17 protein-coding genes are annotated in these 18,128 nt (G+C 73.7%); 14 read left to right on the forward strand and 3 right to left on the reverse strand.

Annotated features, from left to right (window positions below; all coding sequences use genetic code 11):
• The first annotated feature begins 59 nt into the window (after positions 1-59).
• Positions 60-977 carry a GNAT family N-acetyltransferase gene (locus QMC84_RS10335; protein ID WP_300374532.1) on the forward strand — a complete coding sequence of 306 codons (918 nt, stop codon included), beginning with the start codon at positions 60-62 and terminating at the stop codon, positions 975-977.
• On the opposite strand, the gene QMC84_RS10340 is transcribed toward QMC84_RS10335, so the two are convergent.
• A complete protein-coding gene (locus QMC84_RS10340; RefSeq protein ID WP_300374534.1) occupies positions 955-2,058 on the reverse strand; it encodes an NAD(P)-dependent alcohol dehydrogenase in 1,104 nt (367 codons plus the stop codon). The genes QMC84_RS10335 and QMC84_RS10340 overlap by 23 nt on opposite strands.
• Before the next feature lie 66 nt (positions 2,059-2,124).
• Between QMC84_RS10340 and QMC84_RS10345 the strand changes: the two genes are divergently transcribed.
• Together QMC84_RS10345 and QMC84_RS10350 are read left to right on the forward strand one after the other, a co-directional pair.
• Entirely contained in the window at positions 2,125-3,543 is a 1,419-nt protein-coding gene (locus QMC84_RS10345) for a folylpolyglutamate synthase/dihydrofolate synthase family protein (protein WP_300374537.1), read from the forward strand.
• Positions 3,540-3,926, forward strand: coding sequence for a DUF4233 domain-containing protein (locus tag QMC84_RS10350; protein ID WP_300374539.1), 387 nt, complete (start codon positions 3,540-3,542; stop codon positions 3,924-3,926). The genes QMC84_RS10345 and QMC84_RS10350 overlap by 4 nt, the downstream gene beginning before the upstream one ends.
• On the opposite strand, the gene QMC84_RS10355 is transcribed toward QMC84_RS10350, so the two are convergent.
• Positions 3,915-5,240 (reverse strand): PLP-dependent aminotransferase family protein, encoded by a 1,326-nt coding sequence (locus tag QMC84_RS10355; RefSeq protein ID WP_300374541.1) that lies wholly within the window; start codon positions 5,238-5,240, stop codon positions 3,915-3,917. The genes QMC84_RS10350 and QMC84_RS10355 overlap by 12 nt on opposite strands.
• A gap of 70 nt (positions 5,241-5,310) precedes the next feature.
• Here QMC84_RS10355 and QMC84_RS10360 point away from each other — a divergent pair, with 70 nt between their 5' ends.
• The 9 genes from QMC84_RS10360 to QMC84_RS10400 all read left to right on the forward strand — a co-directional run bounded on the left by QMC84_RS10360 (position 5,311) and on the right by QMC84_RS10400 (position 14,754).
• Positions 5,311-5,991, forward strand: coding sequence for a pyridoxamine 5'-phosphate oxidase family protein (locus QMC84_RS10360; RefSeq protein ID WP_300374543.1), 681 nt, complete (start codon positions 5,311-5,313; stop codon positions 5,989-5,991).
• 75 nt (positions 5,992-6,066) lie between these two features.
• Positions 6,067-6,474: a nucleoside-diphosphate kinase gene (gene ndk / locus QMC84_RS10365; RefSeq protein ID WP_300374545.1), complete on the forward strand. Its 408-nt coding sequence runs from the start codon at positions 6,067-6,069 to the stop codon at positions 6,472-6,474.
• A gap of 131 nt (positions 6,475-6,605) precedes the next feature.
• Positions 6,606-7,637, forward strand: coding sequence for a rod shape-determining protein (locus QMC84_RS10370; protein ID WP_300374547.1), 1,032 nt, complete (start codon positions 6,606-6,608; stop codon positions 7,635-7,637).
• Entirely contained in the window at positions 7,634-8,560 is a 927-nt protein-coding gene (gene mreC, locus QMC84_RS10375; protein ID WP_300374549.1) for a rod shape-determining protein MreC, read from the forward strand. The genes QMC84_RS10370 and mreC overlap by 4 nt, the downstream gene beginning before the upstream one ends.
• A complete protein-coding gene (mreD, locus tag QMC84_RS10380) occupies positions 8,557-9,069 on the forward strand; it encodes a rod shape-determining protein MreD (protein ID WP_300374551.1) in 513 nt (170 codons plus the stop codon). Before mreC ends, mreD begins: the two co-directional genes overlap by 4 nt.
• Positions 9,070-9,085: 16 nt before the next feature.
• Entirely contained in the window at positions 9,086-11,212 is a 2,127-nt protein-coding gene (mrdA, locus tag QMC84_RS10385; RefSeq protein ID WP_300374553.1) for a penicillin-binding protein 2, read from the forward strand.
• A 2-nt stretch (positions 11,213-11,214) separates the two neighbouring features.
• Positions 11,215-12,435 carry a rod shape-determining protein RodA gene (rodA, locus tag QMC84_RS10390; RefSeq protein WP_300374555.1) on the forward strand — a complete coding sequence of 407 codons (1,221 nt, stop codon included), beginning with the start codon at positions 11,215-11,217 and terminating at the stop codon, positions 12,433-12,435.
• Between the two features lie 81 nt (positions 12,436-12,516).
• Positions 12,517-12,675: a hypothetical protein gene (locus QMC84_RS10395; protein WP_300374557.1), complete on the forward strand. Its 159-nt coding sequence runs from the start codon at positions 12,517-12,519 to the stop codon at positions 12,673-12,675.
• An 87-nt stretch (positions 12,676-12,762) separates the two neighbouring features.
• The gene (locus QMC84_RS10400) at positions 12,763-14,754 is read left to right on the forward strand and encodes a TIGR03960 family B12-binding radical SAM protein (protein WP_300374559.1); all 1,992 of its coding nucleotides are present in this window, start codon (positions 12,763-12,765) and stop codon (positions 14,752-14,754) included.
• Positions 14,755-14,808: 54 nt separating this feature from the next.
• Here QMC84_RS10400 and QMC84_RS10405 read toward each other — a convergent pair whose 3' ends face one another.
• The gene (locus tag QMC84_RS10405) at positions 14,809-16,011 is read right to left on the reverse strand and encodes an MFS transporter (protein ID WP_300374561.1); all 1,203 of its coding nucleotides are present in this window, start codon (positions 16,009-16,011) and stop codon (positions 14,809-14,811) included.
• A gap of 63 nt (positions 16,012-16,074) precedes the next feature.
• Between QMC84_RS10405 and QMC84_RS10410 the strand changes: the two genes are divergently transcribed.
• Entirely contained in the window at positions 16,075-17,265 is a 1,191-nt protein-coding gene (locus QMC84_RS10410) for a winged helix DNA-binding domain-containing protein (RefSeq protein WP_300374563.1), read from the forward strand.
• A gap of 33 nt (positions 17,266-17,298) precedes the next feature.
• Positions 17,299-18,009, forward strand: a complete 711-nt coding sequence (locus QMC84_RS10415; protein ID WP_300374565.1) for a TIGR03936 family radical SAM-associated protein — start codon at positions 17,299-17,301, stop codon at positions 18,007-18,009.
• The last annotated feature ends 119 nt before the right edge of the window (positions 18,010-18,128 follow it).

The raw sequence follows: 18,128 nt of genomic DNA on the forward strand, positions 1-18,128 counted from the left end.
GCCGCGGCACCGGAGAAACCGGTTGTGAGCACGGGCACTCCGGTGGCTGACTTTCACCCATGTCCCCGTCGGTCCCGTACCACCTCGAGCTGACCGAGGAGCCCGCCGCGTTCCTCGCCGCGGCGGGGTCCCACCTGGCCGCCGACCCCGTGCTGACCACGGTGATCGCGACGGTGACCGAGCGGATCGCCGCCGCGGACGAGCGCGGGGTCGCGCGGGGCCAGCACCCCTGCTGGTGGGCGGTCGTCCGCGACGAGGCGGGTGCGGTGGTCGGCGTGGCGATGCGGACCGCGCCGTTCGAGCCGTATCCGCTCTACGTGCTGCCGATGCCCGACGAGGCGGCAGTGACGCTGGCCCGGCTCGTGCACGAGCGCGGCGAGCCGCTGCACGGCGTGAACGGCGCGCTGCCGGCGGCCCGCCGGGTCGCGGAGGAGGCCGCCCGGCTGGCCGGCGGCGAGGTGCGCGTGCACGAGCACCTGCGGCTCTTCGAGCTCGGCGAGCTCGCGGTGCCGCCGAGCCCGCCCGGTCGGCTGCGGCTCGCGACCGCGAACGACCTCGACCGGGCGCTCGCGTGGTTCCGGGCGTTCGGGCTCGCCGCCGCCGAGCAGGCCGGCCGCGACGAGCCCCATGCCATGCCGGACCTCACGGCGGACGACATGCTGCTGCGTCTCGAGCAGGAGGTGGTCTGGCTCTGGGAGGACGAGCGCGGCGAGCCGGTGCACCTGACGGCTGCGAACCCGCCGGCGAACGGCGTGACCCGGATCGGCCCGGTCTACACGCCGGTGCGGCACCGGGGCCGGGGCTTCGCCAGCGCCGCGGTCGCCGACGTCTCCCGGCAGTACGTCGAGAGGGGCGTGCGCTGCTGCCTGTTCACCGACCAGGCGAACCCGACGTCGAACCGGATCTATCAGGCGCTCGGCTACGAGGCGGTCGTCGACATGGCCAACCTGGTCCTCACCACACCAGGACCGGCTTGACCACCCTCCCGGCGAGCACGTCGGCGATCGCGCTGTTGATCTCGCCGAAGGGGTAGGTCGTGACCAGGTCGTCGAGCGGCAGCCTGCCCTCGGCGTTCATCCGCAGCATCCTCGGGACCATCTCCTGCGGGTCGGAGTCGCCCTCGACCGAGCCTCGCACGACCTTGCCGTTCTGGAGCAGGTCGATCGCGTCGACCGGGAACTCCGGGCGGCTCATGTCCAGGCCGAGGACGACCAGCGTGCCCTGCACCCCCAATGACTGGGCGGCCTCCTTGAGGACGGAGGGCACCGCGGTCGTCTCGATGCCGTACGTCGCGCCGCCACCGGTCAGCTCCTTGACCCGCTCCACCACGGTCGTCTCGCCCAGGCCGGCCGGGTCGACGCCGATCGCGCCGAGTCGCTCGGCCGCCTCGAGCCGGCGGGCCTGGAGGTCCACGGCCACGACGGTCCCCACCCCGCTGGCGCGTGCGGCGGCGACGGCGGCCAGCCCGACCGCGCCCACGCCGTACACCGCCACGGAGTCGCCCGGCCCAGGCTGCGCGACGTTGAGCACGGCTCCGGAGCCGGCCATGAAGCCGCAGCCGTACGGCGCGATCCGGGTCAGGTCGAGCGAGGGGTCGACCACGACGACGCTGCTGGCGAGCGCGACGGCGTGCCGGGCGAAGGACGACTGCCCGAAGAAGTGGCCGTAGACGGGCCCGCCCTCCCGGGAGTACGACGTCGAGCCGTCCGTGCGGAAGCCCATGTAGTTGAGCATCAGCGTCTGCTCGCAGTAGCCCGCCTGCCCGGCCTGGCACTTCGCGCAGCCGCGGCACGAGGCGAGGCTGAGCACCACGTGGTCGCCGACCGCGATGCCGGTCACGTCGGCGCCGACCTCCTCGACGACGCCGGCACCCTCGTGGCCGAAGACCCTCGGGAACATCTCCGCGGGCAGGGTGTCGCGCAGCGAGAGGTCGGTGTGGCACAGGCCGGTCGCGACGATGCGCACCAGCACCTCGTCGGCGCGCGGGCCGTCGACCTCCACCGCCTCGAGCACGAACTCCGCTCCGGGACCGTTGACGACCGCGACCGTGGTTCTCATGAGGAGCAACCTAGAACCTGTTCCACTTTCTGTCAGCGGCTCGCCGCTCCCTAGACTCGACGCACCATGAGCGACACCCCTGGCAACACCCCCGGCAACACCCCCGACGCGCCCCGGCTCGCCGCGACCTTCGAGGAGGTCGAGGACGCCCTGCTGTCCCGCTGGCCGGAGACGAGGCTGGAGCCCTCCCTCGACCGGATCCGCGCGTTCACCGAGGTGCTCGGCGACCCGCAGTCCGGGTACCCGGTCATCCACCTGACCGGCACCAACGGCAAGACCTCGACCTCGCGGATGATCGACACGCTGCTGCGCGCGCTGGACCTGCGCACCGGCCGGTTCACCAGCCCGCACGTGGAGCGGATGACCGAGCGGATCTCGGTGGACGGCGAGCCGCTGAGCGACGAGGCGTTCGTGCGCGCGTTCAACGACGTGGCGCCGTACACCCACCTCGTCGACACGAGCGAGGACCACCCGCTGTCGTTCTTCGAGACCGTGGTCGGGATGGCGTACGCCGCGTTCGCGGACGCGCCCGTCGACGTCGCCGTGGTCGAGGTGGGGATGGGTGGCTCGTGGGACGCGACCAACGTCGCGGACGCCACCGTGGCGGTGGTGCTCCCGGTGGCGGTGGACCACGCGGCGTACCTCGGCGGGACGCCGGCCCAGATCGCCGTCGAGAAGGCCGGCATCATCAAGCCGGGCTCCGTCGCGGTGCTCGCCCAGCAGACGCCGGAGGTCACCCGGGTGCTCCTCGACCGGGCCGCCGAGGTCGGCGCCGGCGTGGTCCGGGAGGGCCTGGAGTTCGGCGTCATCTCGCAGGTGCCCGCCGTCGGCGGCCAGGTGCTCGCCCTCCAGGGCCTGCGCGCCCGGTACGACGACGTGTTCCTCCCGCTGCACGGCGCCCACCAGGCGCAGAACGCCGTGGTCGCCCTCGCCGCGGTCGAGGCGTTCCTGGGTGCCGACGAGCACGGCCAGCCCCTCGACGAGGACCTCGTTCGCGCCGCGTTCGCGGAGGCGACCTCGCCCGGCCGGCTGGAGATCGTCCGGCGCAGCCCGACGATCGTGCTCGACGCGGCGCACAACCCCCACGGCGCCGAGGCGATCGCCGCCGCCATCGAGGACTCGTTCACGTTCTCCCCGCTCATCGGCGTGGTCGGGGTGATGGGGGACAAGGACCACGAGGGACTGCTGGCCGCGCTCGAGCCGGTCCTCGCTCACGTCGTGTGCACCCAGAACTCCACCGCGCGAGCGCTGCCGGCCGAGCGGCTCGCGGCGGTCGCCCGCGAGGTCTTCGGGCCCGACCGGGTGTCGGTCGCGCCCACCGTGGCGGTCGCCCTCGAGGAGGCGGCGACGCTGGCCGAGGCCGGCGAGACCTTCGGCGCCCCCCTCGGCTCCGGCGCCGTCCTGGTCACCGGGTCCGTGGTGACCGTCGGCGAGGCCCGCTCCCTCCTGGTCCGTCCCGAACGGAACCGAGGAGCGGCCCGGTGAGCGGCCCGGAGCGGTCGCCGCGCCGGGGGATGTGCGCGGCGGTCCTGGCCCTGGAGGCCGTCACCCTCGGCCTGACCACGCCGGTGATGATCGCGGTCGCCGACGTCGACGTCGCCACCGCGCTCTGGGTCGGACTCGGTCTCACCGTGGCGTGCCTGCTGCTCGCCGGGATGCTGCGCGGCGAGTGGGCCTACAGCCTCGGCTGGCTGGTGCAGGGCGCCGCGATCGGCCTGGGCTTCGTGATCCCGCTGATGTTCTTCCTCGGCGCGATCTTCGCGCTGCTGTGGGGCGCCGCGTACTTCCTCGGCGTCCGGATCGAGCGCGAGCGGGCGGCGGCCTACGCCGCGGCCGCCGACGCGGGCCCGGCGGGCTCAGAGGGCTGAGACCAGCGCGGCGAGCGCCCGGTCCAGCTCCTCGTCGGTGACCCCGCCGAACCCGACGACCAGGCCGGTGAGCGTCGCCGAGCGGCAGTAGTCCGCGAGCAGGTTCACCTCGAAGCCCGCCCGGCGTGCGGCGTCCCGGGCCCGCTCGGCGTCCGCCGCCGGCAGCAGCCAGGTCGAGTACATGCCCGCGAGCGGGCCGGCCAGCTCGGCGTACGGCGCGAGCGCGGCCGCGACCCGCGGCGCCCGCTCGGCGTAGACCCGCCGGGCGGTGCGGACGACCTGGTCGACGTACCCGTCGCGGAGCAGGGCGAGGCAGGCGCGCTGGACCGGCCACGGCACGCCCTCGTGGGTGACGGTGCGGCGGGCCTGCACCCGCTCGCCGAGCTCCGGCGGCGCGACCAGCCAGCCCAGCCGCAGCGACGGAGCCACGGACTTCGCCGCAGTCCCGAGGTAGGCGACCCGGGTCCGGTCCAGGCTGGCCAGGGCCGGCACCGGGGCCACGTCGTAGCGGAACTCGGAGTCGTAGTCGTCCTCGACCACCAGCGCCCCGGCCGCACGCGCCGCGGCCAGCAGCGAGACCCGCTCGGGCCCCGGGAGCACCCGGCCCAGCGGGTGCTGGTGCGCGGGCGTGACGTAGGCCGCGGCGACCCCGGTCAGGTCGGTCACCGGGGCCAGGGCCGGCAGGTCGCGCACCTCGCGCCCCAGCCCCCGCACCGTCTCGACCGCCGCCCGGTAGCCCGGGTCCTCCAGGGCCACCGGTCCGGGTGGCAGCGCGGTCAGCAGGTGGCGCAGCCCGTCGGTGGTGCCGTTGACCACGGCCACCTCGTCGGGGTGCATGGCCAGCCCACGGGTCCGGGCCAGCCGGTCGGCCAGCGCGGCCCGCAGCTCGGGCAGCCCGCGCGGGTCGTCGTACCCCCGTGGCGGTCGGGCGGTCGACACCTCCCGCCACGCGCGCCGCCACCCGGCGGCGTGCCGGGGGTCGATCCACGGGGTGCCGGCGTCGAGGCGGACCAGGTCCGTGGGCGGGCGCAGCGGTCGACGGGACGGTGCGTCGGCCCGCGCGGCCCCGCCGGCGGCGACGAAGGTGCCCGAGCCGCGACGCGCGGTCAGCCAGCCCTCGGCCAGCAGCTGCTCGTAGGCCTGCTCGGTCACCGCGCGGCTGACCCCGAGCTCGACGGCCAGCGCGCGGGTGCTCGGCAGCCGGTCGCCCCGGGTCAGCGTGCCGGCCAGGACCAGGTCCCGGATCCGGCCGGAGAGCTGCACGCCGAGCGGGCCCGGGGCGTCGCGGTCCAGCCGCACTGGCAGGGTGGCCATCGGATTGTCCTGTCGAAGTCGTGACGGATTGGCCCGTGTGCGCAGGCCACTTCTCGGCGATCCTAGTGCCGTGACCACGCTCGACCCGACCCTCTCGCCCACCGCCCGCACCACCGTCGGCCGGGGCCGCAACCGCGCGGTCGATGACCGGGCCGAGCTGCACCGCCTGCTCGACGACGCCCTGGTCGCCCACCTCGGGGTGGTCGTCGGCGACCACCCGCTGGTGCTCCCGGTCGCGTTCGGCGTCGACCCCGCCGGGCCGGACCGCGACGGCACCCTCTACGTGCACGGCTCGGTCGCGGCGGGCTGGGCCGGCGCGGCGGCCGGTGCGACGGTCTGCGTCACGCTGACCGAGCTCGACGGGCTGGTGCTCGGCCGCTCGGCCTTCCACCACTCGATGAACTACCGCTGCGCGGTCGTGATCGGGCCGGCCCGGCTGGTCGAGGACCCGGCCGAGCGGGACCGGGCGCTGACCCTGATCGTCGACCACATGGTCCCGGGCCGTACGGCGACCCTGCGGCCCTCGACGCGCAAGGAGCTGGCCGCCACCGCGGTGCTCGCCGTACCTCTCCACGAGGCGTCGATGAAGGCCCGCGCCGGGGGACCCGGCGACGAGGCCGAGGACGTCGAGGCGGGCGCCTGGGGCGGGCACGTCCCGATCCGCCGGGTGGCGGGTGCGCCGGTGCCCGACTCCGACGCGGTCGGCCCGGTGCCCGACGAGGTGGGGCGGCGGGCCCGGTCCCTGGGATGAGCGGCCCAAAGACCCGCCGTCGAGCGTCGAAGGGCCCTCGCGGCGGACCCCTCCCCGCTCGCTAGGGTTCGGGCCATGAGTCTGCGCACCCTCGTCCTCCTCAAGCCCGACGCCGTCCGCCGCGGGCTGGTCGGAGCGATCCTGTCGCGCTACGAGGCGAAGGGGCTGACCATCGTCGCGATGGAGCAGCGCACCATCGACGCCTCGGTCGCCGACGAGCACTACGCCGAGCACGTCGAGAAGGAGTTCTACCCGCCGCTGCGCGACTTCGTGACCAGCGGGCCGCTGGTGGCCCTGGTGCTCGAGGGCGAGAACTCGGTCGAGGTGGTGCGGGCGCTCAACGGCGCCACCGACGGCCGCAAGGCCGCCCCCGGCACCGTCCGCGGCGACCTCTCGCTGTCCAACCGGGAGAACCTGGTGCACGGCTCGGACTCCGCGGAGTCGGCCGAGCGCGAGATCGGGATCTGGTTCCCGGGTCTCTGACCTGGGGGAATTGCCCGGGCGGGCCGCGTGTCCTCCCCGGCGGCAGCACCCTGCCTTCGTAGCCTGTTGTCACACCTTCCCCATCTGCACCACCGTCCCCAGGCGGTGGAGCTTCAGCGACAGGGCGACGCATGGCGAACAGCTTCATCGGCCGCGACATGGCCGTGGACCTCGGGACCGCCAACACCCTGGTCTACGTGCGCGGCAAGGGTGTGCTGGTGGACGAGCCCAGCGTGGTCGCCCTCAACGACACGACCGGCGAGATCCTCGCCGTCGGGCACGAGGCGAAGCGGATGATCGGGCGCACGCCCGACAACATCACCGCGATCCGCCCGCTCAAGGACGGCGTGATCGCCGACTTCGAGGCCACCGAGCAGATGCTCCGGTTCTTCATCCAGCAGGTGCATCGGCGCCGCTACTTCGCCAAGCCGCGGATGGTGATCTGCGTCCCGAGCGGCATCACGGCGGTCGAGCAGCGGGCCGTGAAGGAGGCCGGCTACCAGGCCGGCGCGCGCCGGGTCTACATCGTCGAGGAGCCGATGGCAGCCGCCATCGGCGCCGGGCTGCCGGTCCACCAGGCCACCGGGAACATGGTCGTCGACGTCGGCGGCGGCACCACCGAGGTCGCGGTGATCTCCCTGGGCGGCATCGTCACCAGCCTGTCGATCCGCACCGCGGGCGACGACCTCGACCAGGCGATCGTCGCCTGGATGAAGAAGGAGCACTCGCTGATGCTGGGCGAGCGCACCGCCGAGGAGGTCAAGACCACCCTGGGCTCGGCGTTCCCGATGTCGGAGGAGCCCGAGGCGGACATCCGCGGCCGCGACCTGGTCTCCGGGCTGCCGCGCACCGTGGCCGTGTCCAGCGCCGAGGTCCGCCAGGCCCTCGAGGAGCCGCTGCACGCGATCGTCGACGCCGTACGCACCACCCTCGACCAGACCCCGCCCGAGCTGGCCGGCGACATCATGGACCGCGGCATCGTGCTCACCGGCGGCGGTGCGCTGCTGCGCGGGCTCGACGAGCGGCTGCGCCACGAGACCGGGATGCCCGTGCACGTCGCCGAGGACCCGCTTAGCTCGGTCGCGCTCGGCGCCGGCAAGTGCGTCGAGGAGTTCGAGGCCCTCCAGCAGGTGCTGGTCGGCGACCAGAGGCGCCGCCGATGATCCGTGACCGGCCGGCGACCCGCGAGCGCCGGTGGCGCAGCCCGGGGGAGCGGCCGCCCTCGTCGCCGGCGCTGCTCGTCGCGCTGGTGCTGGCCTGCCTCAGTCTGATGACGCTCGACCAGGCCGGCGACGGCTCGCCGCTCGAGCCGGCCCGGCGGGTCGCGGGCGAGGTCCTCGGGCCGGTCGAGGTGGCGACCGCGACCGTGGTCCGGCCGTTCACCGCCGTCCCCGACTGGTTCCGCTCGCGGGGCTCGATGCACGACGACCTGATCGCGCTCCAGGCCGAGAACTCCCGGCTCAGGTCGGACCTCGCGACCCAGGGCTACGACCGCAACCGGCTCGAGGAGTACGACGGCCTCACCGCGGCCGCTCGCAGCCTCGGGTACTCCCTGGTCCCCGCCCGGGTGGTCGGGCTCGGGTCCTCGCAGTCGTTCTCCAGCACGGTGACCATCGACGCCGGCACGGACGCCGGGCTGCAGCCCGACCTCACCGTGATCAACAACGACGGCCTGGTCGGCCGCGTGCTGCGGGTCACCCGCAGCACCGCGACCGTGCTGCTGATCGTCGACGCCGACTCCGTGGTCGGCGGCCGGGTCGGGGAGAGCATGGAGGTCGGCTTCCTCCACGGCCGCGGCGTGATCGGCGACCAGGGCCGGCTCGACCTGGAGCTGGTCGACCAGAGGGCCGTTCCCGCCAAGCACGACGCGGTCGTGACCTGGGGCAGCGAGGCCGGTGGTCCCTACGTGTCCGGCATCCCGGTCGGTCGGGTCACCACGGTGTACAGCAGCCTGCGGGAGACCTCGCAGCGCGCCGTGATCGACCCGTTCGTGGACTTCGGCGCCCTCGACCTGGTCGGCGTCGTGGTGCCGTCGGGCACCGCGAGCGACCGCGCGGTCATCGAGTCCGACGGGAGCCTGCGGTGAACGCCCTGAGGGCGGCGGTGGCCGCCGCCGCGGTGGCGGTCGCGCTGGTGCTCCAGGTCTCGGTCTTCCCGCACCTCGCGTGGGACGGCATCGTCCCGAACCTGTGCCTGCTCGTCGTCGTCGGCGCCGCCCTCACCCAGGGGACCTCCTTCGCGATGGTGCTCGGCTTCGGTGCCGGCGTCGCCCTCGACCTCGCACCCCCGGCCGACCACGTCGCCGGGCGCTGGGCCCTGGCCCTGGTGCTCGTCGCGTACGTCGCCGGCCGGGTGCGCCAGGGGGCCCGCCCCTCGGTCGGTGCGGTGGTCGCGACGGTCGCGGCGTCGTCGTTCGTCGGCACCTCGGTCTTCGCGCTCAGCGGCCTGGTCCTCGACGACCCCGCGCTCGGCATCCCCGAGCTGCTCGAGGTGATCGGGGTCGCGCTCCTGTGGGACCTGCTGCTCACCCCGCTCGTGCTGCCCGCCGTGATGGCGGTGTTCCGGCGGATCGAGCCCGATCGCGCGATCGCCTAGGGCCGGGGTGTCTTCGATGTCCGCGCGCTCCGGCCGGCTGCGCCTGGTGGTGATCCAGGTCCTGGTGTTCTCGCTCTTCGCCACCCTGTTCGCGCGCCTGTACTACCTCCAGGTCGTCGGCGGCGACGAGTACCACGCCCAGGCGGCCTCCCAGTCGGTGCGCGAGATCGTCGTGCAGCCTCAGCGCGGCCTGATCGTCGACGACCAGGGCCGCCCGCTGGTGGCCAACCGCACGTCGTGGGTCGTGTCGATCGACCGGACCATGCTCGGCAGGATGACCGACCACCAGCAGGAGGTGCTGGTGGGCCGGGTCGCCGATGTCGTCGACGTCCCGGCCCGGACGATCCGCCACCAGCTGATCACCTGCGGCGAGGCGGGCAGCGTCCCCGGCACCTGCTGGAACGGCTCGCCGTACCAGCCGGTGCCCGTCGCCATGGACGTCAAGCAGGCGGTCGCGCTGCGGATCCTGGAGCAGCCCGAGGACTACCCGGGCGTGCTCGCCGAGCAGCAGAGCGTGCGCGCCTACCCCCGGCCGTACGGCGTGAACCTCGCGCACGTGCTGGGCTACCTGAGCCCGATCACGGAGGACGAGCTCGACCGTGCCGAGCAGCACGGCGACCGGTCGGTCAACGGCGCCTCGTCGGTCGGACGGGCCGGTGTCGAGAAGCAGTACGACCGCTGGCTGCGCGGCATGCCCGGCTACAAGAGCGTGGCCGTGGACTCGATGGGCCGGGTGCTCGGTGACGACGGCGAGGTCGCCGGGCAGCCCGGCGACACCCTGGTCACCTCGATCGACGCGAAGGTGCAGGGCGTGGTCGAGCGGCAGCTCGCCGAGACGATCCGGACCGCGCGGCAGACCTACGACGAGGTCACCCACCGCAACTACCGCGCCGACTCCGGTGCGGTGGTGGTGATGGAGGCGCGGACCGGCCGGATCGTGGCGATGGCCAGCCAGCCGACCTACGACCCGGGCGTGTGGGTGGGCGGCATCACCAAGCGGCAGCTGGCGCGGCTCTACTCCGACGCGGCCGGCAACCCGCTGCTCGGCCGGGCGACCCAGGGCCAGTTCGCCCCCGGCTCGACCTGGAAGCCGATCATGGCGGTCGGTGCCCTGAACAACGGCTTCTCGACCGGCACCCGCCTGGACTGCTCGTCCGGCCTCCAGGTCGGCAACCGCTGGTTCAAGAACTACGAGTCCGCGTCGTACGGGATGATCGGCTTCGACCAGGCGCTGCAGCTGTCCTGCGACACGTTCTTCTACCGCGTCGGCCTGCACTTCTGGCAGAAGTACGGCTCCGACCCGACGAACGTCGACGCGTTGGACCCGCTGGTCCAGGAGGCCAAGAACTTCGGCTTCGGGAGCGAGACCGGCGTCGACCTGCCGGGCGAGGCGAGCGGTCGGATCGCCGACCGGCACTGGAAGCTCGCCTACTGGAAGGCGATGAAGGGCTACTACTGCAAGGTCGACCGCGAGGGCAGCGCGAAGAGCGACTTCCTGCGCGTCTTCGCCCACGAGTTCTGCCTCGAGGGCAGCTACTACCGCGCCGGCGACGCGGTGAACTACTCGATCGGGCAAGGCGACACGATGGTCACCCCGCTCCAGCTCGCCCGCGCCTACGCCGCCCTCTCCAACGGCGGCACGCTCTACGCCCCGCGGGTAGCCAAGGCGGTCGTCAGCCCCGAGGGCACCGTGCTCAAGCGGTTCGACCCGGTCGTCGAGGGCAAGGTGGACGCCAGCGCCGAGAGCCTGCGCTACGTCGACCAGGCGCTGCAGGGCACCCCGCGGGTCGGCACCCTGGCCTGGCGGTTCGGCGACTTCCCGCTCGACCGGGTCCACATCCGCGGCAAGACCGGCTCCGCCGAGGTCTACGGCAAGCAGTCGACGTCGTGGGTCGCGTCGTACGACGAGAACTACGTCGTGGTGATGATGGTCAGCCAGGCCGGGACCGGCTCGGGCACCTCGGGCCCCGCGGTCCGCAAGGTCTGGGAGGCGCTGTACGGCGTCGACGGGATGAGCGTCGACCCGTCGCGGGCCGCGATCCCCGGCACCACCCCGCCGAAGGCGCTGCCGACGTTCATGAAGGACGGCACGATCCTGCCGCCGGCCGAGCAGGGCTCCGAGCGCCAGGACGAGGAGGACTGACCGTGGCGACCACGCGATCCGTACGCCCGCCCCTCAACACGTCCGGGCTCAAGGCCCCCGGTCTCGACTGGGTGCTGATGCTCGCCGTGCTCGGCCTGGTCACGCTCGGCAGCCTGCTGGTGTGGTCGGCGACCTCGCACCGCGAGGACCTCACGGGCGGCGACCCCACGGCGTACCTGAAGAAGCAGGTCGTCAACGTCCTGATCGGGCTCGTGCTGATGGTCGTCGTGCTCGCGACCGACCACCGGTGGCTCCGGATCGTCGCGCCGCTGGCGTACGTCGCCTCGCTCGGCGGGCTCGCGCTGGTGCTGACGATGGGCACCACTATCAACGGCTCCCGGTCCTGGCTGCAGCTCGGCGGGATGTCCATCCAGCCCTCGGAGTTCGCCAAGCTCGCCGTCGTCATCGGCATGGCGCTGTGGGTCGCGGAGCGCGCCGACGCCCGCAGGGGCCGCCTCGGGGGCAGTCTGGGCGACGTCCTCGGCATGCTCGCCATCGCCGGCCTCCCGGCCGCCCTGATCATGCTCCAGCCCGACCTCGGCACGATGCTCGTGCTCTCCGCGACCGTCTTCGGCGTGCTCGCCGTCTCCGGTGCGCCGCGGCGCTGGCTCGGCCTGCTGGCTGCCGGCGGCCTCACCGCGGCCGCGGCGGCGGTCGCGGCCGGGCTCCTGAAGCAGTACCAGGTCGACCGATTCCTCGCGTTCACCAACCCCGACCTCGACCCGCGGGGCGCGGGCTACAACGTCGAGCAGGCGCGGATCGCGGTCGGCAACGGCGGGCTGTTCGGCCAGGGCCTCTTCGACGGCTCGCAGACCCGCGCCGGCTTCGTGCCCGAGCAGCACACCGACTTCGTGTTCACGGTCGCGGGGGAGGAGCTGGGCCTGGTCGGCGCCGGCGTCGTCATCGCGCTGCTCGGCCTCGTGATCTGGCGGGCGCTGGCGATCTCGGCACGCACCGACGACCCGTTCGGCCGGCTGGCCGCCGCCGGGATCGCCTGCTGGTTCGGCTTCCAGGCGTTCCAGAACGTCGGCATGTGCCTGGGGATCATGCCGGTCACCGGCGTGCCCCTGCCGTTCGTGTCGTACGGCGGCAGCTCGATGTTCGCCGGCATGCTCGCGATCGGGCTGCTCCAGAACATCCACCTGCGCTCGACGGCGACGCTGCCGCTGCGGCACGCGATGCCCCTGCGCGCGGTTCGCCCCGGGCTCAGTGTCCGGGCCTGACCTGCAGGGGCACGAGGACGGCCGGGCCGCCCGGGCGCGCTCCGGCCGATCCGGTCGGCTGACTCGTGTTTGGATGAGGTCATGACCGACCGCGACATCGAGCCGGAGATCGCCGAGGCCGTCCGCAGCGTGGCCAACCGATATGGAGCCCGCGGGCTCGAGGACCTCATCGTCCTCGCCGAGGAGCAGCTCGTGGTGGCGCGCCGCGCGCTCCAGGAGCTCGCCCCGGACACCGACTGAGCATCGCGCGACAGTTCGCGGCGACGCGGAGCGCGACGTACCCTGGGGACCTTCCCGACCGTCGACGCAGTTCTGCGAGGTACTTCCATGTCCGCGCCCGCGAGCGCCCCGGAGTCTGTCTTCGGCCGCCTCGAGCCCCGGCTCGCATCGGTCTCCAAGCCGATCCAGTACGTCGGCGGCGAGCTCAACTCCACCGTCAAGGACTGGGACTGCGCGCCCGAGGGCGAGACCGTCCACTGGGCACTGATGTACCCCGACGCCTACGAGGTCGGCCTGCCCAACCAGGGCGTCCAGATCCTCTACGAGGTGCTCAACGAGCGCGACTGGATCGTCGCCGAGCGCACGTACGCCGTGTGGCCGGACATGGAGCGGGTGATGCGGGCGGGCGACGCCGCCGGGCCGATCCCGCAGTTCACCGTCGACGCGCACCGGCCGGTGCGCGCCTTCGACCTGTTCGGCTTCAGCTTCTCCACCGAGCTCGGCTACACGAACATGCTCAACGCCGTCGACCTGGCCGGCATCCCGCTGCACGCCGCCGACCGGGGCGAGGACGACCCGATCGTGCTCGCCGGCGGCCACGCGGCGTTCAACCCCGAGCCGATCGCCGCCTTCATCGACGCCGCCGTGCTCGGCGACGGCGAGGAGGTCGTGCTCGCGATCTCCGAGGTGGTCCGCGAGTGGAAGCAGGAGAAGAACGGCCCCGGCGGCTCCGCGATGACCAGGGACGAGTTGCTGCGCCGCCTCGCGGTCAGCGGCGGCGTCTACGTGCCGCGCTTCTACGACGTCGTGTACGCCGAGGACGGCACCATCGAGGCGGTCGTCCCGAACCGTCCCGGGATCCCGTTCCGGGTCCGCAAGCACACGCTGATGGACCTCGACGCGTGGCCCTACCCCTCCAAGCCGCTGGTCCCGCTCGCCGAGACCGTGCACGAGCGGTACTCCGTGGAGATCTTCCGCGGCTGCACCCGCGGCTGCCGCTTCTGCCAGGCCGGCATGATCACCCGCCCGGTCCGCGAGCGCTCGATCCGCACCATCGGCGACATGGTCGAGAACGGCATCCGGAAGTCCGGGTTCGAGGAGGTCGGCCTGCTCTCGCTGAGCAGCGCGGACCACACCGAGATCGGCGAGGTCGCCAAGGACCTGGCCGACCGCTACGAGGGCTCCAACGTCAGCCTCAGCCTGCCGAGCACCCGCGTGGACGCCTTCAACATCACGCTCGCCAACGAGTTCTCGCGCAACGGCCGGCGCTCCGGCCTGACGTTCGCCCCCGAGGGCGGGTCGGAGCGGATGCGCCGGGTGATCAACAAGATGGTTACCGAGGAGGACCTGATCCGCACCGTGGCGACGGCGTACTCCCACGGCTGGCGGCAGGTGAAGCTCTACTTCATGTGCGGCCTGCCGACCGAGACCGACGAGGACGTGCTCGCGATCGCCGAGCTCGCCAAGCAGGTGATCGCCAAGGGCCGCGAGGTCTCCGGGCGCAACGACATCCGCTGCACCGTCTCCATCGGCGGCTTCGTGCCGAAGGCGCACACCCCGTTCCAGTGGGCCGGGCAGCTCGACCACGAGACCACCGACGAGCGGCTGAAGAAGCTGCGCGACACGGTCCGCGAGGACAAGCGGTTCGGCCGCGCCATCGGCTTCCGCTACCACGACGGCAAGCCCGGCACGATCGAGGGCCTGCTCTCCCGGGGCGACCGGCGCGTCGGCGCGATCATCGAGCAGGTGTGGCGCGACGGCGGCCGGTTCGACGGCTGGAGCGAGCACTTCTCCTACGAGCGCTGGGTCGCCTCCGCCGAGACGGGCCTGGCCGGCACCGGCGTCGACCTCGACTGGTTCACCACCCGCGAGCGCGAGTACGACGAGGTGCTGCCCTGGGACCACCTGGACTCCGGGCTCGACAAGGACTGGCTGTGGGCCGACTGGGAGGACGCCCTGGCGGCCGCCGAGGGGTCGGACATCGAGGTCGAGGACTGCCGCTGGACGCCCTGCTACGACTGCGGGGTGTGTCCGGTGATGGGCACCGAGATCCAGATCGGCCCCACCGGCCAGAGGCTGCTGCCGCTCAGCGTCGTCTGATCCGCACGCCCCTGACGTATCGGTCGCCCGGACTCCGGGTGGGCGACCGATACGTCAGGTGCGCGGCGAGCTCGCGCGCAGCTGGTCCTCGACGTACCTCGGCCGGGACATGTAGGTCGCCAGCGCGAACAGCGGCAGTGCGAGCAGCAGCAGGATCAGCAGCGGCAGGTTCCAGCCGCCGGACGCGTCGTGCACGACGCCGATCAGGAACGGGCCGATCGCGGCGACCAGGTAGCCGGTGGACTGCGTGAACGCCGAGAGCGCCGCCGTGCCCTCCGGGGTGCGCGCCCGCAGCCCGATCAGGGTCAGGATCAGGGGGAAGGTCGCCGCGGCGACGCCGAGGACCACGGCCCACACCGGTGCCAGGGCGTACGGCGCCACCATCAGCCCGAGGTAGCCGACGGGGTAGGCCGCGATCACCGTGAGCATCAGCCGCCGGGGGTCCTCGCTCCGCGCCAGCACGTTCGGCAGCCACAGCGACAGCGGGATGCTCATCCCGGCGACGACCCCCGCGAGCAGGCCGGCGACGGTCGCGGAGTAGCCGCTGTCGCGCCACAGCTGGGGGAACCAGCCGAAGATGACGTAGGCCTGCAGCGACTGCAGCCCGAAGAACAGCGCCATCGCCACGCCGAGCGGCGTGCGCGCGACGTCGACGAACCTGATCGAGCGCGGGGCCGTCTCGAGGTGCCGGTCGTGGGCGATCAGCGAGAGCCACGGCATGGCGGCCAGGACCGCGAGGATCGCCCACGCGCCCAGCCCGGAGCGCCAGCCGCCGAACGCCGCGGAGATCGGGACGGTCAGCACCAGCGCGGACGTCAGGCCGATCGACAGCGCGGTCGTGTAGATCGCGGTGACCCGCCCGATCCGGTCGGGGAAGTGCAGCTTCACCAGCGAGGGGAGCAGCACGTTCGCCATCGCCATCCCCGCGAGCGCGACGAGGGACAGCAGCAGGAACACGCCTTCCTGGTGGGTCAGCACCCGGCCGACGAGTCCCGCGATCGCGGCGAGGAGCGCCAGCAGCGTGACCCGGTGGATGCCGATCCGGTGCGCCGCCGCGGGCGCGAGCGCGCCGAACACGGCGAACGCGATCACCGGCAGCGAGGTGAGCAGGCCGGCCGTCGCGCCCGACATCTCGAAGGCGTCCCGGACCTCCGCGAGCACCGGCCCGACGCTGATCGCGGCGGGCCGGAGGTTGAAGGACAGCAGGACCAGACCGACCAGGACGAGGGCGGCCGTACGACGCGCGGAGGTGCTCACCCGGGCGATGCTCTCACCCGGCCCGCCAGCCCGCTGGGGGCGGGCGGCGGCAGGATGGGGCTCATGCGAGAGGTCAGCGCCGCCGAGCGTCGGTCCCGACTGGCGCGCCGTCACGCCCTCGCGCCCGGTCACCGGGCCACCGGCCCCGAGGCGGCGACGTACGCCATGACCGTGCTGCACGCCACCGAGGCACCCACGGTCTACCTCTCGCTGTGGGCGCGCGTCGACGAGATCACGGTGGCCGACGTCGACCGGGCGCTGTACGCCGACCGCACGCTGGTCAAGCAGCTCGCGATGCGGCGCACGCTGTTCGTCTTCCCGCTCGACCTGCTGCCGGCCGCCTGGGGGAGCGCGTCGGCCCGGGTGGCCCGGGCCCACCGGGCCCGCCTGGCCAAGGACGTCGAGGCCGGGGGCCTGGCGGTCGACGGCGCCGGCTGGGTCGCGGCCGCCGAGACCGCCACCCTGGCCCGGCTCGCCGACGGCTCGGAGCTGTCGGCCGCCCAGCTGCGCGAGCAGGTGCCCGAGCTCGAGGGTCGCCTGCACATGTCGCCCGGCAAGTCCTACGGCGGGCACGTCCCGATCGCGCCCCGGCTGCTCACCCAGCTCGGGCTGGAGGGCAGCATCGTCCGCGGCCGCAACGCCGGCCACTGGCGCACCGCCCGGCCGCAGTGGACGCTGACCCGGACCTGGCTGGGCGAGGTGCCCGGGCCCGCCAAGGAGCGGGAGGGGTACGCCGAGCTTGTCGGCCGCTGGCTGCGCAGCTTCGGACCCGGCACCGAGGCCGACCTGGTGTGGTGGCTGGGCGCCACGAAGGGCGCGGTCCGCGCCGCGCTGGCCGATGTCGCCGCGGTCCAGGTGGGCCTCGCGGGCGGCGGCACCGGGTGGCTGCTGCCCGAGGACCCGCTGCTCGCGGACGCCGAGCCGGCGGTCGAGCCGTGGGCGGCGCTGCTCCCGGTGCTCGACCCGACCGTCATGGGCTGGAAGGAGCGGTCCTTCTTCCTCGGGCCGCACGCGCCGGCGCTGTTCGACACCAACGGCAACGCCGGCACCACCGCCTGGTGGGACGGCCGGGTGGTCGGCTGCTGGGTGCAGGACCCCGACGGCGTGGTCGTGCTCAACCTCCTCGAGGACGTGGGCGCCGACGGCCGGGCGGCGCTGGGGGCCGAGGCGGCCCGGCTGACCGCCTGGCTCGGAGGCGACCGGGTCAGCACGGTCTACCCGTCCGCGGCGATGAGGCAGGCGGCCACTCCCTGAGCCCGGTGCGCGCTGAACCCGTAGCCTTGCCCGGTGCGCGACCAGCCCGAGCAGCAAGCCCCGCCCGTCCAGCGGCTGCGGATCCGCTACGCCAAGCGCGGCCGACTCCGGTTCACCAGCCACCGTGACTTCAGCCGGGCCTTCGAGCGCGCGATCTTCCGGGCCCGGGTGCCGATGGCCTACTCCTCGGGGTTCAACCCGCACCCGCGGATCTCGTACGCCGGCGCCGCGCCGACCGGGTCCGCGAGCGAGGCCGAGTACCTCGAGATCGGCCTGGCCGAGACCCGGGACCCCGCGTCCGTGCGCGCCGCCCTGGAGGAGGCGCTGCCCGACGGTCTCGACGTCGTCGAGGTCGTGGAGGCCGCCGGCGGGTCGCTCGCCGACCTGCTGGAGGCCAGCCACTGGCTGCTCGACCTCGAGGTCGACCCGCAGGTCGCCGAACCCGCGGTCGCGGCCTTCCTCGCTGCCGACGCCGCGCCGGTGCAGCGGATGACCAAGAAGGGGCTGCGCGAGTTCGACTGCCGCGCCGCCGTGGTCGCCCTCGCCGCGGTGCCGCACGGGGCCGGGACCCGTCTCGACCTCGTGCTGCGGCACGCCGTGCCGTCGGTGCGCCCCGACGACGTGCTGGCCGGTCTGGCGTCGGTCGCGAGCCTCGAGATCCCCGGCGCCCCGCTCCTCACCCGCCTCGCCCAGGGCCCCCTCGACCCGGTGACCGGGCAGATCGGCGACCCGCTGCGCGGCTGACGGTGCGGGGCATCGCCGCGACGTGTGCGATACTCGCAGAGATCGGCCCGGGCAACCTGCCCGGAACGGTACGACGACGTTCTCGCCGGCCCACCCAGGGTCGGCACGCTGGCTGGATG

Source organism: Nocardioides sp. (genome assembly GCF_030019515.1).
GTDB lineage: Bacteria > Actinomycetota > Actinomycetes > Propionibacteriales > Nocardioidaceae > Nocardioides.

What these genes read in the sequence shown, in the direction of transcription:
- QMC84_RS10370 (WP_300374547.1), top strand. Translation starts at nt 6,606, where the DNA reads ATGGCGAACAGCTTCATCGGCCGCGACATGGCCGTGGACCTCGGGACC.
- QMC84_RS10345 (WP_300374537.1), top strand. Translation starts at nt 2,125, where the DNA reads ATGAGCGACACCCCTGGCAACACCCCCGGCAACACCCCCGACGCGCCC.
- mreC (WP_300374549.1), top strand. Translation starts at nt 7,634, where the DNA reads ATGATCCGTGACCGGCCGGCGACCCGCGAGCGCCGGTGGCGCAGCCCG.
- QMC84_RS10410 (WP_300374563.1), top strand. Translation starts at nt 16,075, where the DNA reads ATGCGAGAGGTCAGCGCCGCCGAGCGTCGGTCCCGACTGGCGCGCCGT.
- ndk (WP_300374545.1), top strand. Translation starts at nt 6,067, where the DNA reads ATGAGTCTGCGCACCCTCGTCCTCCTCAAGCCCGACGCCGTCCGCCGC.
- mrdA (WP_300374553.1), top strand. Translation starts at nt 9,086, where the DNA reads ATGTCCGCGCGCTCCGGCCGGCTGCGCCTGGTGGTGATCCAGGTCCTG.
- QMC84_RS10355 (WP_300374541.1), bottom strand. Translation starts at nt 5,240, where the DNA reads ATGGCCACCCTGCCAGTGCGGCTGGACCGCGACGCCCCGGGCCCGCTC.
- QMC84_RS10395 (WP_300374557.1), top strand. Translation starts at nt 12,517, where the DNA reads ATGACCGACCGCGACATCGAGCCGGAGATCGCCGAGGCCGTCCGCAGC.
- QMC84_RS10400 (WP_300374559.1), top strand. Translation starts at nt 12,763, where the DNA reads ATGTCCGCGCCCGCGAGCGCCCCGGAGTCTGTCTTCGGCCGCCTCGAG.
- QMC84_RS10335 (WP_300374532.1), top strand. Translation starts at nt 60, where the DNA reads ATGTCCCCGTCGGTCCCGTACCACCTCGAGCTGACCGAGGAGCCCGCC.
- QMC84_RS10340 (WP_300374534.1), bottom strand. Translation starts at nt 2,058, where the DNA reads ATGAGAACCACGGTCGCGGTCGTCAACGGTCCCGGAGCGGAGTTCGTG.